The organism is Microbacterium psychrotolerans (genome assembly GCF_031085295.1).
In the GTDB taxonomy this organism is placed as follows: Bacteria; Actinomycetota; Actinomycetes; order Actinomycetales; family Microbacteriaceae; genus Microbacterium; species Microbacterium psychrotolerans.
Map to the genome: position 1 here is coordinate 68,151 of NZ_JAVFWO010000005.1, position 15,692 is coordinate 83,842.

Genomic DNA, 15,692 nt, shown 5'->3' on the forward strand with positions numbered 1-15,692 from the left:
CGGCGGGGCATCGAGCACCGAATCGGCTCTGTCGGGGCTTCGAGTCAAGGGGGCGGCGTCTCGAAGGTGGCGCGGTTCTTACCGGCGCCTTTGGATTCGTACATCGCGCGATCGGCGCGGACGAGCAGCTGCTCGGGGGTGGGGCGGGAGTGGAGGCGCGGATGGAACATCGAGATCCCCACGCTGACGGATGCCGAGATCAGCCCCTCCCCGATCGCGATGGGCTCCTGGGTGAGACGCAGGATCCGCTCGGCGATGGTCGTTGCGGCGTGCTCGTCGGCGTTTGCGCAGATGGCGACGAACTCGTCGCCGCCGATTCGACCCACCACATCTTCGGAGCGCACACCGGCGCCCAGCCTGACAGCCAGCTCCACGAGCACCATGTCTCCCGCGGCGTGGCCGAATCTGTCGTTGATCGACTTGAATTCGTCGACATCGAGGAACATTACGGCCAGTGGCGTGTTGTGCGCGGATGCCGCTTCGAGTGCGTCCTCGAGGCTCTGCTCGAGAAGCTGCCTGTTGGCGACCCCGGTGAGCTGGTCGTGCAGCGCCAGGAAGGCCAGTCGGCGCTGCAATCTGACGCGGACCAACGTCTGCGAGGCTTGGCGTCCCAGCGCCTTCTGCAGATCGAAGAACTGGTCGTCGAACTGTCGGGCACGCCCGAAGAAGCAGACCAGGATTCCCAACCGTCGATCGGCGTCCAGCAACGGCATCACGCTGAGTGCAGCCAGCCGCGTCTCGTGCAGCGCGGCTGCGAGTTGGGGGAACCGCGCGGTCGCGGTCTCGTCGTCGACGACGACCACGTCAGGGCTGTTGCGCAGGCTGACGATCGGCGGGACCAGCCCGGCGAGAGGATTGGTGCCGCCGACGAGAGTGAGTTCGCCGACGTCGTCGAGGAGCAGCACGCCGGCCTCTCGTGCCGCGAACGCGGTTCTGGCAACCTCGGCGAAGGACTGCGCGACGTCTTCGTCGGTCGCGCTGACTCCGAAGGCACGCGACACCTCCTGCAGTACTCGCACCTGGGCCTCGGACGACTCCGCCACCCGCCGTGCGTGCAGGAGGTCCCGCTCGTACTGGATGCGCCCGGACGCGTTGAACACCGCGATGCGATTCACACCGGCCGCCGCGTCGCGTATGGCGTTGATCAGCACCGGCAGCCGGCTGCCGTCCGCGCACAGCATCGTGAGGGCGACCTCGTTGAGCTGCCCTTGCAACGGCAGCGCCTGCGCATGCCGGGTCTCGTAGAACAACTGGCTTCCCGGATCCAGCAGCGACGTGAACGACCTGCCCTCGATCTGCGGTCGGCTGAAGCCCGTCCATTCGAGCAGGGTGTCGTTGGCCTCGAGGATCAGACCGTCGAGCGAGGTGCCGATCAGACCACAGGGGGCACCCTGAAACCATGCGTGCTTGCTAGGTTCGGTCACCGAGATACCCGCGAATCTGTGCGACGACCTCATCGGGTGCGGACAGGATCGGCACATGCCCGGTCGCCTCAAGCACCGAGAGGGTGCTGCCGTCAATCGCAGCGTGCACATAATGGCCGACCTCGGACGGAGCGATGGCGTCCGCGGTGCACTGCATCACCAGTGTCGGAACGGTCACCAGAGGAAGGTCGGCGCGGTTGTCGGAAAGGAACGTGACATGGGCGAAGTGCCGCGCGATGTCCGGGTCAATGCTGCAGAAGCTCGTCGTGAGCTGTTCACCCAGTTCCGGCCGTTGCGGGTTGCCGATGATGACGGGCGCCATCGTCTGCGACCAGCCCAGGTAGTTGCTGTCGAGGGAATCCAGCAGGGACGCGATGTCGTCGGACTCGAAGCCTCCCTGATAGGAGCCGTCGTTGACATACCGCGGTGAGGGACCGACGAGCACCAGTGCGCCGAACCGTGAAGGGTCCCGGTTCGCCGCCAGGATGCCGATCATCGCGCTGACGGAGTGACCGACGAACACGACATCCGTCACATCCAACGCGTCCAGGATCTCGAGCACGTCATCCGCATAGCCATGCAGCGAGTCGTACTTGCCCGCATCGTATGCCGACACGTCTGATCCGCCCGCGCCGACGTGGTCGAACAGGATCACCCTGTGGTCGGTCTCGAAGTGCGGAGCCACGAGATCCCAGGTCGCCTTACTGCACCCGAACCCGTGCGCGAACATCATGACGCGGCCTGCGGCGGCGCCGGAGACGGTGACGTTGTTGCGCTGCAGAGCATCGCGCGTACCGAGGACCGACATATCTACACTCCAGGTGCGTCTCCTCGTCGCGCCGGAAAGACGCGCCCAGGAGAATCGTAAGCGAGAGAGAAGACCTGGGCGGCGCTGGGTGCTACTTCGTGCACTCCGGCATGAGTACGCCGAAGGGACTCCGAAGGGGGAGCGATGAGGGACGTAGGGGACCGGCGTTCGGCCGCGACGGACGTGCTGATCGGAGCGCTGCTCGGCCTCACGTGGGCGGCCGGATTCCGGGGCTTCATGGTTGAGATCGCGGGCGACGATTCGGTGTTCGGGTGGTATGCGACCTTCGTCGGCGTCCTGGGCGGCGGCGCGATCGTCGGGGGTTTGCTGGGCTGGGCGGAGTACATCCGCCGAACCGGCGGAAGGCCGCACTGGCGGTGGCTCGCGCTGTCGCCGCTCATTCTCGGCCTGCTCCCGCTCACCGTGCCAGGGACGATCGCCTTGCTGGCCCAGGGAATCGGCACTGCCGGGATGGGCGTCGCCCTGATCGCGATAGGGCTGGGTTATGCGGTCGGCAGTCGTCGGCGCCCGTTACTGCGTGTGATCATCGGTGTGCTATCAGCCGCAGCCGCAGTCGCTCTTGTCGCGATGACGCCGGTGATCAGCGACGGCCGGGTCTCGTTCGCAGAGCCGCGCGGCGCATGGGCGGGACTGCTGGGGCTCAGTTCCATCCTGGTGCTCGGGCTTGCGACCTCGATCCCGTTCCAGCCGGTCGTTCCGAAGCGTGCGGATGCGACGGGGGCGCAACCGTAGTCGTCGATGGATCACCCGTGGAGCTGACAAGCCCGAGTGCTTCCTCCGCTCACCGGGAAGCAACGGGTGACGAACGGGTGCCCCGTTCGTCACCGAACCACATCCCAGGGGCGACACTCGACACGCCGAAGCGAGTTGGTCCAGCGCGCCGTTTCAGCCCGTGGCGGCCGGCGCCGCGGCCAGCACATCGAGGACGAAGACCAGCGTCTCACCGGTCAGGTCCTCCTTGTTGATCTCGCCCTCGCCATAGGCCTCCTGCGGTGGGATGACCGCGAGCACCTGCGATCCGATCGTCTGCCCCTCGAGCGCTTTGCGATACCCCTCGACGGCTTCGGTGGTCACCACGGATGAGGGAGCACCCTGGCTCCAACTGGAGGCGAACATCGAGCCGTTCGACCAGCGGACGCCCACGTACTGCAGCATGACCGCGTCTCCCGGCCGGACCTCCGCTCCATCCCCCTTCTTCAGAACGGCGATCTCCGTCGCTGTCGGCGGTGCTTCCCCGGGCACGCTCCGTCGGGCATCGCCCGCGTCGATGCCCAATTGACGAGCGAGGCCCAGCCGGCAGGCATCCGCCAGTCGCGGTACGCGACGCTTCCCGCCGAGCAGCGCGAGTTGAGCGGCGATCCGACGATGGCCTGGGCGCTGGTGTTCTCGCTGCAGTTCCTGATCGTGGTCGAGATCGCCGCGGTATGGGCGTACCGACACGTCGGCCCGCGACGGACGTGGATCGTCTTCCTCCCGCTGACGCTGTTCGCCGGCCTCTGGGTCACCGGCGAGATCGTCCGCCTGCTCCCGAATCTCCTCTGACTGCACACCCGAACGGCTCGCACACAAGAACGGAAACACTCATGGCCAAGTCCGCGACCCGGTTGTTCGGCACGCTCGCGCGAACCGGCAGGACAGCCGCACCGCTTCCCGGCGCTCCGGCTGACGCCGAAGACGCCCCCCTCGCGGAGGACGTCACAGCCTTCGTGCCAATCTCCGAGGTCTCAGAGCCGCGCTCCGCGACGCCGGGGCCGGCAGCTGCCCACAACAACCAGGCGGCACCGCCCGGCTCGGATGTCACCGTTTTCATTGCCGCCGGCGAGTCGGAATCGCCGACGACGCGGCTCGAGGGCGCGAGCAGTCCAGCCTCCGGCTCATGGGCGCGCGACCATGGCGGTCCCCACGCCGGGGCGGCAGTTTCGGCTGGTCGGCCGGTAGCGAGCCAGCCGCTCGCGACGCTCCAAGGCCGCAACATCTCGGCGTGGTTCGGCGACCACCAGGTGCTCGATCGCGTGTCCCTGACGATGGAGGCTGGGATCATCACGTCGCTGATCGGTCCCTCCGGCTGCGGCAAGTCCACGTTCCTCCGCATCCTCAACCGCATGCACGAGCTGGTGCCGTCCGCGTCGCTCGCGGGCGAGGTGCTGCTGGACGGCGAGGACATCTACGACCCGACCCGCAAGCTCGTGGAGGCGCGCAAGCACATCGGGATGGTCTTCCAGAAGCCCAACCCGTTTCCGGCGCAGTCGATCTACGACAACGTCGTCGCGGGACTGAAGCTCACCGGGACGCGTGTCTCCCGCGAGGAGAAGGACGCACTCGTCGAATCGTGCCTCACCAAAGCCGGACTTTGGAAGGAGGTCAAGGATCGTCTTCGTGCTCCCGGAGCCGGGCTTTCCGGCGGCCAGCAGCAGCGCCTGTGCATCGCACGATCGCTGGCGGTGCGACCGCGGGTCCTGCTGATGGACGAGCCGTGCTCGGCTCTCGACCCCACGTCGACGCGTGTCATCGAGGAGACAATGCTCGAACTCGCGCACGAGGTGACGATCGTGATCGTCACGCACAACATGCAGCAGGCTCAGCGTGTCTCGCAACAGTGCGCGTTCTTCCTCGCCGCCCACGGCACGCCGGGCGCCATCGTCGAGCACGGCGACACCGACGCCATGTTCGCCGATCCCATCGACCCTCGCACGTTCGACTACGTCAACGGCCGGTTCGGTTGACCACGTGACGACGTGTCCTTCACCCCGACACCGAAAGGTGCCGCGTAATTCACCGAATGCACACGTGCGATTCATCGACATCGCCACCGTCAGGTCGGAGCATTGGTGCATTCGGCGTCGGCGCCGCGCATCGACAACACCGCTGGGAGTGCGTGGCATGGGCGTGACGAACGACCTCTGCGACGTGTAGCCCGACTTCACGACACAGAGGAGCTTCGCCATGGTTCGACCTACTCGTGTGCTCTCGCTGTACGAGGGCTTCTTCGCCGGTGGTGCCCGGATCCTGCACTCCGATGTCGTCGCCGGACTCCACGCCGGAGGCGATCAGCATCACAGCGTGCTCGCGATCGCTTCGCGGACGCATCGCGAGTCGACCGTGCAGCGGATGGAAGACGACCCGCGCTACCACCGCCTCGTCCGCGCGGGCGTCCGTGTGACAACGCTCGGGAAACTGGTCGACGGTGACCCGGCCGCGCCCGACAGTTTCACGGATCAGCAGTTGCAGATCGCCGCCGAGGCCGTGAATTCGGCGGATCTGATCCTCTCGCTGAAGGAGCAGCCCCTGGGTATCCTGTTGGCGCTGCGGTCGCGCGGCATGATGCCCGCCGTCCCCGTCGCTGCGTGCTTGCATCGGTCGGATCCGCTGCACTCCGGTGCGGCGCTGGGATGGCTTACGGATGCCGCCGCAACCGGCCTGCTCACCGCGACGATCTCGTGCGCGGAGGCGACCGACCGCGCTTATGCGCGCGCCGGCGTTGCCGCCGAGAACCGCTACGTCATCGCCAACGGCGTGGATACGGACCGGTTCCGTCCCGCAAGTCGAACCGACCGTCAGACGACGCGGCGGGGACTCGGCATTACGCCGAACGCCGCCGTGATCGCCTACGCCGCACGATTCGATGCGATGAAGGACCCCGGCCTCTTCCTGCGTGCCCTCGCGTTGCACGCGCGTCAGCATCGCGGCGCTCACTATGTCCTCTGCGGCGCCGGCATGTCGTGGGAGAACCCGGCGTTCCGTGCGCTCGCCGCGGAGTGCGGTGTGGAAGCGATCGCGCAGATCCACGCGCTCGGCATTCGCCAGGACATGCCCTCGATCTACCAGGTCGCCGACATCGTCGCCCTTACGAGCGCATTCGGCGAAGCGTCGCCGCTGTGCCTCATCGAAGGTGCCGCCTGCGGCGCAACGCCGGTGACGACCGATGTCGGCGACGCCGCCGCACAGGTGGACGGCATCGGCGTGGTCACACCGCGGTGCCCCGAGACGATCGCGCAGACATGGCAGTTCGTCCTGCAGAACCGGGCCGCCTTCCGGCGCCGCGCTCTGGCCGCACGACCGCGGCTCGGACGACAGCGCATGCTGAACGACTATCGCGCCGCAACCCACGACATGCTGCGGCGCGAGGAGGTCGCCGCGTGAGTCGCCCGGAGTGCTCTCTCAACCCGCGCACCATTGCGTGCTACATGGCGATCACGTCACGTGAGCCGGAGCGCGTCTCGAGGGGAAGGATGTAGGAAGTGAGATCCGTCGACGGCGGCGAAGCGTCTCAGCGCTCACGCCTCGGCAACGGAGCGGGGTCACGTTGCCGCAGCATTCATGCGTCCTCGTGAGAGGGCGCCACGGCCTCTGTTAACCCGCCCACGCTAAGGTGCGGCCATGGCCAAGACGACGAAGGCACAGCGCCAGGCGCTGGACGCGATGGAAGACGCCGCCACCGCGGCGAAGCAGGCGAAGAAGGCGGCCAAGGCTTTGCCGGGCAAGACGGCCAAGAAGCTGCGCGAGCTCTCCGAGGACGCCAAGGACGCCGCTGATGTGTCGAAGAAGGCGCTTCGGAAGTCGCCCGGCAAGGTTGCGAAGCGTGCCACGCGCGCGGCGGACAAGCTCGTCAAGGCGACGGCTCAGGCCGTTGCCAAGGCCGAGAAAAAGGCCCGTCTGCGGGCGGAAGCCGACCGCGCCGCGGCCGAGGCCGAGCGGGTGACCGCCGAGGCCGAGGAGCGCGCGGCGCAAGCGAAGGCAGCCAAGAAGGATGCGGCGAAGGCGGCGAAGTCGGCCGAGCGCGCGGACCGTGAAGCAGCGGCGGCGCAACTGGCCCTCGAGAATGAGCTGGCTGGTCCCGCCCAGACGGACGCAGCGGAGTCGAGCCCGGCATCCGGCGCGACAGCGCCCCCGGCGACCGAATCGGCACCGCCCGCCGCCTCGTCCTCCAAGGCGCCCGCGCGCAAGACGCCCGCCCGACCCGCGTCCCGCGCGAAGGCCCCCACAGCATCATCAACCGCCGCGAGCGCCGTCGCCGCACCGCGTGCGAAGTCGTCGCGCGCCGCTTCGGCCGCGGGTGGAGACAGCGCATCCGACCTCTCATCTCTCACGGTCGCCGCGCTGCGGGATCGCGCCCGGGCGGCCGGCAAGACGGGGTACTCGCGCTTGAGCAAGGCGCAGCTCGTCGCGCTCCTGTCCTGAGGTGCTTCCGGTGGGGGAGCTGCCAGAGCAGCTCGAACTCGACAGGTCAGGGGTGGCGACCCCGAGCCGAACCCTTCTCGACATCCTGCGCGAGACGACGGCCCGGCATCCCGAAGCATCCGCCCTCGACGACGGGTCGGGGGCGCTCAGCTACCGAGATCTGATGGCCCGTGTCGGGCGCACCGCCGCTCAGCTTCACGACGCCGGCGTACGCCGGGGTGACCGGGTGGGCGTCCGCGTCCCGTCCGGCTCGAAGGAGCTCTACATCGCCATCCTCGCCGTGCTCGCCGCGGGTGCTGCGTACGTTCCGGTGGACGTAGACGATCCGGACGAGCGCGCGCGCCTCGTCTTCGGCGAGGCCGGGGTGCGCGGAGTCATCACCGACGACGGCTACACCTCCGCCGAGGCGCAGGCCGAGGGCGAAGCCGAGGTGGCGGCCTCCGCTCCGCTTTTCACGGGTGATGCACCGCATCCCAGCACCCATGGGGTCGTCACGGTTCCACCGCCGGATGTGACGGATGACGCGTGGATCATCTTCACGTCCGGCTCCACTGGTGTGCCCAAGGGGGTGGCGGTCACCCACCGCTCTGCGGCAGCCTTCGTCGATGCCGAGGCACGCCTGTTCCTGCAGCGCGCGCCGCTCGGGCCGCGCGACCGGGTTCTTGCCGGACTATCGGTCGCGTTCGACGCGTCGTGCGAAGAGATGTGGCTGGCGTGGCGTCACGGCGCGTGCCTCGTGCCGGCACCTCGCGCACTCGTCCGCTCTGGGGAGGATCTCGCCCCGTGGCTCATCCGGCAGGGCATTACGGTGGTCTCGACGGTTCCGACCCTGGCCGCGATGTGGCCGGAGGACTCCATCGAGAACGTGAGGCTGCTGATCTTCGGCGGTGAGGCCTGCCCCCCGGAGCTCGCCGCCCGTCTGGCCGCCGACGGCCGCGAGGTGTGGAACACGTACGGTCCCACCGAGGCGACCGTCGTCGCCTGCGCGGCGCCGCTCGACGCCGGCCCCGTACGCATCGGGCTTCCACTCGACGGCTGGGCGCTCGCCGTCGTCGACGCCGATGGCGCGCGTGTCGCCGAGGGCGACATCGGCGAGCTGATCATCGGCGGTGTCGGGTTGGCCCGCTACCTCGATCCCTCGAAGGATGCCGAGAAGTACGCGCCCATGCCGACCCTCGGCTGGGAACGCGCCTACCGTTCCGGCGACCTCGTGCGCTATGAGACCGCGGGGCTCGTCTTCATGGGCCGAGCCGACGATCAGGTGAAGGTCGGCGGGCGCCGGATCGAACTGGGCGAGGTCGAGTCCGCGCTGCAGGACCTGCCGGGGATCACCGCGGCCGCCGCTGCGGTGCGATCGACCGATGCCGGCGTTCCCGTGCTCGTCGGCTATCTCGTCGCGACCGAGGGAGAGGACTTCGACCGGGCGCACGCGCGTGCCCTGCTGGCCGAGCGCCTGCCGGCGGCCATCGTGCCGCTGCTGGCGGTCGTCGACGAACTTCCGGTTCGGACATCCGGCAAAGTCGATCGGGCGGCGCTTCCATGGCCCCTGCCCGGTGTCGAGGCACCGCTGGCAGGACTCTCTCCGGCCGAGGCATGGCTTGCTGAGCAATGGCAGACCGTGCTCGGCATGCCGGTGCCCAGTCGGTCGGCCGACTTCTTCGACCTCGGCGGCGGCTCACTGGCAGCCGCCCAGCTGGTCTCGCGGATCCGCGCGCGCGTGCCCGAATTCTCCGTCGCCGACATCTACGACGTGCCGCGCCTGAGCTCGATGGCCAAGGCGCTCGGACCGCTGGACGACGACGGACCGGCGACGTTCCACCGACCGGTGCCGACCCCGCGCACTACGCAGTGGGTGCAGACGCTCCTCGGCGTGCCGCTGTTCATCATCACCGGCATCCGCTGGCTGCTGTACTTGCTCACAGCCAGCGCGCTGCTCCAGCTCGCACCCGGCTTCGAAGCGCTGCCCAGCACTCCCTTGTGGGTGCTGCTGATCGGACTGGCCGTGTTCGCGACACCCTTCGGGCGCATGGCCATCGCCGTCGTCGCCGCTCGGCTGCTCTTGGCCGGCCTCCGGCCCGGCGACTACCCCCGTGGCGGCAGCGTGCACATGCGCCTCTGGCTCGCCGAGCAGATCGCCGACCAGATCGATGCCGTCGGCCTCGCCGGCGCACCGTGGGTCACCTATTACGCGCGAGCGCTGGGCGCGAAGATCGGGCGCGGCGTCGACATGCACACGCTGCCTCCCATCACGGGGATGCTCGAACTGGGCGACGGCGCCGCCGTCGAACCCGAGGTGGATCTCTCCGGCACCTGGATCGACGGCGACGTCCTTCGCGTCGGCGAAGTGCGCATCGGCGCCGACGCGACGATCGGAGCCCGCAGCACACTCGCTCCGGGCACCAGGGTCGGGCAGCGCGCCGACATCGCGCCAGGTTCGGCCGTGTTCGGCCGTGTGCGGGCAGACCAGTCATGGGCCGGATCTCCAGCCGAGCGCGTCGGCGGCGTCGAGTCCGGCTGGCCCGCGGAGCGGGCTCCCGCGCCGACACGCTGGCTCTGGGCGTATGCGATCTCGTCGGTCGGGCTGGCCCTGCTGCCGATCGCTTCGTTCGCCGTCGGCGGGCTGGTCATCGCGCAGGGAATCCGGGATGCTCAGACTCTCGGTGCCGCATTCCTCGGGGCACTGGCGTGGCTTGTGCCCGCCGTCCTCGGGGTGGGCATCGTTTTCGCGGCATCCGTCGTGCTCGCGGTGCGTGTGCTGTCGATCGGGCTGCACGAGGGCACTCACCCCGTGCGCAGCCGGATCGGATGGCAGGCGTGGAGCATCGAGCGACTGCTCGACTCGTCCCGCACGGTGCTCTTCCCGCTGTACTCGAGCCTCTTCACCCCGGTGTGGCTGCGCCTTCTCGGTGCGCGCGTCGGTCGCGAGGTCGAGGCATCCACCGTCCTGCTCATCCCGTCGATGACGCGCATCGATGACGGCGCGTTCCTCGCCGATGACACCATGGTCGGCTCGTACGAGCTGCGCGGCGGCTGGATGCGGCTTGGACCGGTCCGGATCGGCAAGCGCGCCTTCCTCGGAAACTCTGGGATGGCGGCGCCTGGCCACCGCGTGCCCCGCGACGGGCTCGTCGCCGTCCTGTCGTCCGCGCCGCTGAAGGCGAAGCCCGGTTCGTCCTGGCTCGGGTCGCCGGCCGTGCGTCTGCGTCGGCTGTCGGCCGAGGGCGACGAGAGTCGCACGTACCGACCGACCGTCGGTCTCCGGATCGCGCGCACGCTCTGGGAACTCGGCCGCTTCGTGCCTGTGGTCGTCACGTGCGCGATCGGCCTCGGTGTCCTGTTCGGCCTCGCCGCTCTCTGGGAGACTGTGGGGCCGGTGTGGACACTCCTCGTCTCCGGCATCGTCATGCTCGCCGCCGGTGCGGTGGCGGCAGGGCTGTCGACTGCGGCGAAGTGGCTCATCGTCGGCACGATCCGCGCGGGCGAGCAGCCCCTCTGGTCGAGCTTCGTCTGGCGCACCGAGGTATCGGACACATTCACCGAGATGGTCGCCGCGCCCTGGTTCGCGCGTGCGGCCTCGGGAACGCCGGCTCTGGCCGTATGGCTGCGGTCGCTCGGATCGCGGATCGGCCGTGGCGTGTGGTGCGAGAGTTATTGGCTTCCCGAGCCCGACCTCGTCACTCTCGGCGACGGCGCGGCCGTCAATCGCGGATGCGTTGTGCAGACGCACCTTTTCCATGATCGAATCATGAGCATGGACACGGTGGAACTCGAGGCTGGTGCCACTCTCGGGCCGCACAGCGTCATCCTCCCGGGGGCGACACTCGGTGCCCACGCGACGGTCGGCCCCGCGTCGCTGGTGATGCGCGGAGAAACCGTGCCCGTGGGCTCCCGGTGGAGCGGCAATCCGATCGGCCCGTGGCGCGCGGTCAAGGTCCGCGCGTACCAGTCGACATCGTGAGCGCTCACGACCCGTACGCACCGCAGAGCGGCGATCCCACCTTCGACGTCGAGTCCTACGAACTCGACCTCTCCTACCGTGTGCGCACCAACCGCCTCGAGGGGCGCGCTGTCGTCAACGCGGTCGCGGCCGCTCCGACGTCGTCGGTCGCCCTGGACCTCATCGGGCTCCGCGCGTCGCGGGTGCGCGTGGATGGCGACCGGCGCACGGCCTACACCCAGGGGCCGCGGAGGGTGCGGGTCGCACTTCCCCGGCGGGTGGAGCCGGGCGAGCGATTCTCCATCGAGGTGACGTACGCCGGCGCCCCCGCTCCGCGGCGGACACGCTGGGGCACCATCGGCTTCGAAGAACTCGAGGACGGCGCCCTCGTGGCCGCTCAACCCATCGGCGCACCGACGTGGTTCCCCTGCAACGACCGTCCTGACGATCGCGCTCGCTACTCGATCACGGTCGCGACGGATGCCGGCTACACGGCCGTCGCCACCGGCGCCCTCATCGGCTCGGCGCGACGAGGGCAGTTCGAAGCCCGCACCTTCCGATCCGACGTGCCGACCGCCACGTACCTCACGGCGCTGCACATCGGACGTTACGTTTCCACCACGCTGTCGGGCTCCGCCGGTTCGGACGGGTTCCCGGTCACGGTCGTCCACCCGCCCGCGCTGCGCAACGAGGTGGCGACGGCGTTCGCGCCGGTCACCCACATGCTGCAGCTGTTCGAGTCCGCCTTCGGTCCGTACCCCCAGGACGCCTGCACTCTTGTGGTGACTCCCGACGAACTCGAGATACCGCTCGAGGCCCAGGGGATGGCGGTCTTCGGCGCCAACCATCTCGATCCGGCATCGGAGCGCCTCGTGGCGCACGAACTGGCGCACCAGTGGTTCGGCAACAGTGTCGGCGTCGCGCGGTGGCAGGACATCTGGCTCAACGAGGGTTTCGCCTGCTACGCCGAGTGGATGTGGTCCGAGGCATCGGGCCGCCAGACCGTCCATGAGAAGGCGGCAAGGCACCACGCCCGGCTTGCCGGGCTCGATCAGGACCTGGTGCTTGCCGATCCCGGCCCCGCGTTGATGTTCGACGACCGCGTCTACAAGCGTGGCGCGCTGACGCTCTATGCGCTGCGACATCGCATGGGGGAGAGCGCCTTCGCCACACTCCTGCGCGAATGGGCGAGCGCGGGCGCCGGCGATTCGGTGACGACCGCGGACTTCCGTGCCCTGGCCGTCCGGCTCGCGGGGGCAGACATCGAGGTGCTGCTCACGGCGTGGCTGGATCGACCCGAGCTGCCTCCGTTGCCTCGCTGAATGCGGCACTGATGACGAGGCCCGGTGGGCCATGGACGTCCCATCCCGCGATCGTCGGCCCGCCCGGGACTACTGCCTGCCAGCCGTGGTCGCGCACCGAGGCGACGGCTACGGTACCCGGGTCAACGCGAAGGCCCCGCCCGTCGGCTTTGAGGGCCGCCTCCACCCGCACCCAGTCCCGCAATCGCACGCCTGGTCGAGCGCCGAGGATTCCGATCAGACCTGCGGCGTCCCGCACCGGGTCGCTCACGACTTCGACGTCGATCGCGAACGTGCCAGGACCCCGAGAGGCGACCGCCGCGACGGCAACGCCGCCCGCGTAGGCGACGGCAGGCCTGGCCGAGGCATCCGTCGTCCGAACCGGACCATGTGGTCCGCCGCAGCGCGCGCATGGATTCGACAGCTCGGCGCCGGGTGCCAGCATTTCGCGCAGAAGGTCCCACGCCACGTCGCGTCGTGCAGCCCCACTCGGGACGACCTTCCACGCGAGCTGCAGCCGCGTGGGAGGTGTGGTCGCGAGTTCCCGCTCGATCTGCCCCGAGTCCGGCACGGCCCGAAGATCGTTGCCGCTCACGACGTGCCCTCCGTCCGCTGCCTCGTTTCTCGTGATCCCATTCTGACGGCCGATCTTCGTTCAGCCGACGGCCGATTTGCCACTCGACCCGTCTCGAACAGGACACCTACGCTCGGTACGATGCTCCGACCCGCAACCGAGGAGGACCCGTGGCCGAAAAGGGAATCGACGAGAACAGTGCATTCCGCGAAATCGTGGAGCGGATGACGCGGAAGTATCCAGACTTCCCGGCGGAGCGGACAAGCGAGATCGTCGATGCCGTGCGTGCGGAGTTGACCGATGCCAAGGTGCGCGACTTCGTCCCCGTGCTCGCCGAGCGCGAGGTCAAGAAGCGCATCAAGCAGGAGCGGCGGTCGGAGGTCTGAACTCACCCCAGTTCAGGGGCTGGTGCTATCGGTAGTTGACGAACTGGAGGTCGACGTCGAGGTCGGACGCCTTCAGCAGGCGCTGCACCTCCTGCAGGTCGTCGCGGGACTTCGACTGCACGCGCAGCTCATCGCCCTGGATCTGCGACTTGACGCCCTTGGGGCCTTCGTCGCGGATGATCTTCGAGATCTTCTTCGCGTTCTCCGACGAGATGCCGTCCTTGATCGTCGAGACGATCCGGTACTCCTTGCCGCTGGCGAAGGGCTCCCCGGACTCCAGGCTCTTCAGTGAGATGCCGCGCTTGATGAGCTTCGACTGGAAGACGTCGAGGACGGCCTTCGCGCGCTCCTCGGTGCTGGCCTTGATGAGCACCGACTCGCCGCTCCACTCGACGGAGGCGCCGGTGCCCTTGAAGTCGTAGCGCTGCTCGATCTCTTTGCGCGCCTGGTTGAGGGCGTTCTCCGCCTCCTGGTGGTCGACCTTGCTGACGATGTCGAACGAGGAATCTGCCATGGCGGGAGTCTATCGGCGGGTGCGGGCCAACGCCGAGGGGACGGATGCCGCCGCCGTCGTCGCGGGCGGCGCGTGTTCGCGAGGCCATCTGTGCAAGCGGTTCCATGAGGCTGGAATGTCACGGCGAGATATCGATTAGGGCTGGTCGTGTTGCCTGTTCCCGTGGCGTCATGCAGAATGTAAGCGCTTGCAGTTTTGCGAGCACACACACGGTCTTCTGCCACGGCGAAGGTCGGCACTACACCAGCACTCAAGAGAGGCACCCACCAATGAAGGTGAACAAGAGGAGCATCGCGGCTTTCGGCGCGATCGCCGCTGTTTCCGCGCTGACCCTCGTCGGCTGCGCAAGCGGAGGCGACTCGAACTCGGGCGACGACAGCGAGTCGGCAGGCGAGATCACGGTCTGGGTCGACGCCGACCGTGCCGCAGTGCTCGAGGATGCGGCGAAGGACTTCACCGCTGACACCGGCGTGAAGGTCAAGCTGGTCCAGAAGGAGTTCGGCGAGATCCGCGACCAGTTCGTGCAGCAGGTTCCGACGGGCAAGGGCCCGGACATCGCGGTGGGCGCCCACGACTGGCTGGGCACGCTCGTCACCAACGGCGTGGTTGCCCCGGTCGAGCTCGGCGACGCGGCATCCGACTACGAGAAGGTCGCGATCGACGCCTGGAGCTACGACGGCAAGGTTTACGGCGTTCCGTACGCGATCGAGAACATCGCGCTGCTGCGCAACACCGACCTCGCTCCCGAGGCGCCCACGTCGTACGACGACATGATCGCCAAGGGCACGGCGGCCGGCACCGAGTACAAGTTCCTCGTCGGTCTCGACCCTGAGGCTGCCGACCCGTATCACCTGTACCCGTTCCAGACCTCGTTCGGCGCCCCCGTCTTCGGCACGAACGCCGACGGCAGCTACAACGCCGACGACCTGCAGATCGGCAACGAAGGTGGCCAGGCGTTCGCCACGTGGCTCGGCTCGCAGGGCGCGACGGGCACCGGTGTCTTCAACTCGAACATCTCGGGCGACCTCGCTCGCGAGAACTTCGTCGCCGGCAAGGCGCCGTTCTACCTCACCGGCCCGTGGAACGTGCCGGCCGCGGAAGAGGCAGGCCTCAACCTCGCCGTCGACCCGATCCCCTCGGCCGGCGGCCAGGCCGCTCAGCCGTTCGCCGGCGTGCAGGGCTTCTTCCTGAGCTCCGAGAGCGAGAACTCGCTCGCAGCCACCGAGTTCCTCGTGAACTACATCGGCAGCGAAGAGGTCCAGACCGCGCTCTACGAGGTCGGCGGTCGCACTCCCGCGCTGACCGCGGCGTACGACGCGGCTGTGGCCGGCGACCCGATCACCGCTGGCTTCGGCGCCGTGGGCGCTGACGCGGTCCCGATGCCGAGCATCCCGGAGATGGGCTCTGTGTGGGAGTACTGGGGCGTCACCGAGACGGCCATCATCAACGGCACCGGCGGCTCGCCGGTCGACCTGTGGAACAAGATGTCGTCCGACATCCAGGCCGCCATCCAGTAAGCAGCAGGCACGTTCGGGGCGGCGTCCGCGTG

Annotated in this window: 14 protein-coding genes; 9 read left to right on the forward strand and 5 right to left on the reverse strand. The window is 68.7% G+C overall.

The window, feature by feature from the left end; genetic code table 11:
* Positions 1–44 precede the first annotated feature (44 nt).
* Together Q9R08_RS16150 and Q9R08_RS16155 are read right to left on the reverse strand one after the other, a co-directional pair.
* The gene (locus tag Q9R08_RS16150) at positions 45–1,424 is read right to left on the reverse strand and encodes a sensor domain-containing protein (RefSeq protein ID WP_308869172.1); all 1,380 of its coding nucleotides are present in this window, start codon (positions 1,422–1,424) and stop codon (positions 45–47) included.
* Positions 1,411–2,232: an alpha/beta fold hydrolase gene (locus Q9R08_RS16155; RefSeq protein WP_308869173.1), complete on the reverse strand. Its 822-nt coding sequence runs from the start codon at positions 2,230–2,232 to the stop codon at positions 1,411–1,413. Before Q9R08_RS16155 ends, Q9R08_RS16150 begins: the two co-directional genes overlap by 14 nt.
* Positions 2,233–2,376: 144 nt before the next feature.
* Between Q9R08_RS16155 and Q9R08_RS16160 the strand changes: the two genes are divergently transcribed.
* Complete coding sequence (locus tag Q9R08_RS16160) at positions 2,377–2,985, forward strand: hypothetical protein (RefSeq protein ID WP_308869174.1); 609 nt, start codon at positions 2,377–2,379, stop codon at positions 2,983–2,985.
* Between the two features lie 153 nt (positions 2,986–3,138).
* On the opposite strand, the gene Q9R08_RS16165 is transcribed toward Q9R08_RS16160, so the two are convergent.
* Complete coding sequence (locus Q9R08_RS16165) at positions 3,139–3,495, reverse strand: FKBP-type peptidyl-prolyl cis-trans isomerase (protein WP_308869175.1); 357 nt, start codon at positions 3,493–3,495, stop codon at positions 3,139–3,141.
* Positions 3,496–3,528: 33 nt separating this feature from the next.
* On the opposite strand from Q9R08_RS16165, the gene Q9R08_RS16170 reads away from it, so the two are divergent.
* From Q9R08_RS16170 to Q9R08_RS16195, 6 genes are all read left to right on the forward strand, one after another.
* Positions 3,529–3,795, forward strand: a complete 267-nt coding sequence (locus tag Q9R08_RS16170; protein WP_308869176.1) for a hypothetical protein — start codon at positions 3,529–3,531, stop codon at positions 3,793–3,795.
* A gap of 431 nt (positions 3,796–4,226) precedes the next feature.
* Positions 4,227–4,976, forward strand: coding sequence for a phosphate ABC transporter ATP-binding protein (locus Q9R08_RS16175; protein WP_308869456.1), 750 nt, complete (start codon positions 4,227–4,229; stop codon positions 4,974–4,976).
* 220 nt (positions 4,977–5,196) lie between these two features.
* Positions 5,197–6,393, forward strand: coding sequence for a glycosyltransferase (locus Q9R08_RS16180; protein WP_308869177.1), 1,197 nt, complete (start codon positions 5,197–5,199; stop codon positions 6,391–6,393).
* A 237-nt stretch (positions 6,394–6,630) separates the two neighbouring features.
* Positions 6,631–7,431, forward strand: coding sequence for a hypothetical protein (locus Q9R08_RS16185; protein ID WP_308869178.1), 801 nt, complete (start codon positions 6,631–6,633; stop codon positions 7,429–7,431).
* A 10-nt stretch (positions 7,432–7,441) separates the two neighbouring features.
* Entirely contained in the window at positions 7,442–11,389 is a 3,948-nt protein-coding gene (locus Q9R08_RS16190) for a Pls/PosA family non-ribosomal peptide synthetase (RefSeq protein ID WP_308869179.1), read from the forward strand.
* The gene (locus Q9R08_RS16195; RefSeq protein WP_308869180.1) at positions 11,386–12,690 is read left to right on the forward strand and encodes a M1 family metallopeptidase; all 1,305 of its coding nucleotides are present in this window, start codon (positions 11,386–11,388) and stop codon (positions 12,688–12,690) included. Before Q9R08_RS16190 ends, Q9R08_RS16195 begins: the two co-directional genes overlap by 4 nt.
* Here Q9R08_RS16195 and Q9R08_RS16200 read toward each other — a convergent pair.
* Positions 12,644–13,264 (reverse strand): chemotaxis protein CheY, encoded by a 621-nt coding sequence (locus Q9R08_RS16200; RefSeq protein WP_308869181.1) that lies wholly within the window; start codon positions 13,262–13,264, stop codon positions 12,644–12,646. The two genes, Q9R08_RS16195 and Q9R08_RS16200, sit on opposite strands and share 47 nt — an antisense overlap.
* 149 nt (positions 13,265–13,413) lie before the next feature.
* Between Q9R08_RS16200 and Q9R08_RS16205 the strand changes: the two genes are divergently transcribed.
* Entirely contained in the window at positions 13,414–13,629 is a 216-nt protein-coding gene (locus tag Q9R08_RS16205) for a three-helix bundle dimerization domain-containing protein (protein WP_308869182.1), read from the forward strand.
* Positions 13,630–13,654: 25 nt separating this feature from the next.
* Here Q9R08_RS16205 and Q9R08_RS16210 read toward each other — a convergent pair whose 3' ends face one another.
* Complete coding sequence (locus tag Q9R08_RS16210) at positions 13,655–14,143, reverse strand: YajQ family cyclic di-GMP-binding protein (RefSeq protein ID WP_308869183.1); 489 nt, start codon at positions 14,141–14,143, stop codon at positions 13,655–13,657.
* Between the two features lie 269 nt (positions 14,144–14,412).
* Here Q9R08_RS16210 and Q9R08_RS16215 point away from each other — a divergent pair, with 269 nt between their 5' ends.
* Positions 14,413–15,660: a sugar ABC transporter substrate-binding protein gene (locus Q9R08_RS16215; RefSeq protein WP_308869184.1), complete on the forward strand. Its 1,248-nt coding sequence runs from the start codon at positions 14,413–14,415 to the stop codon at positions 15,658–15,660.
* Positions 15,661–15,692: the final 32 nt, after the last annotated feature.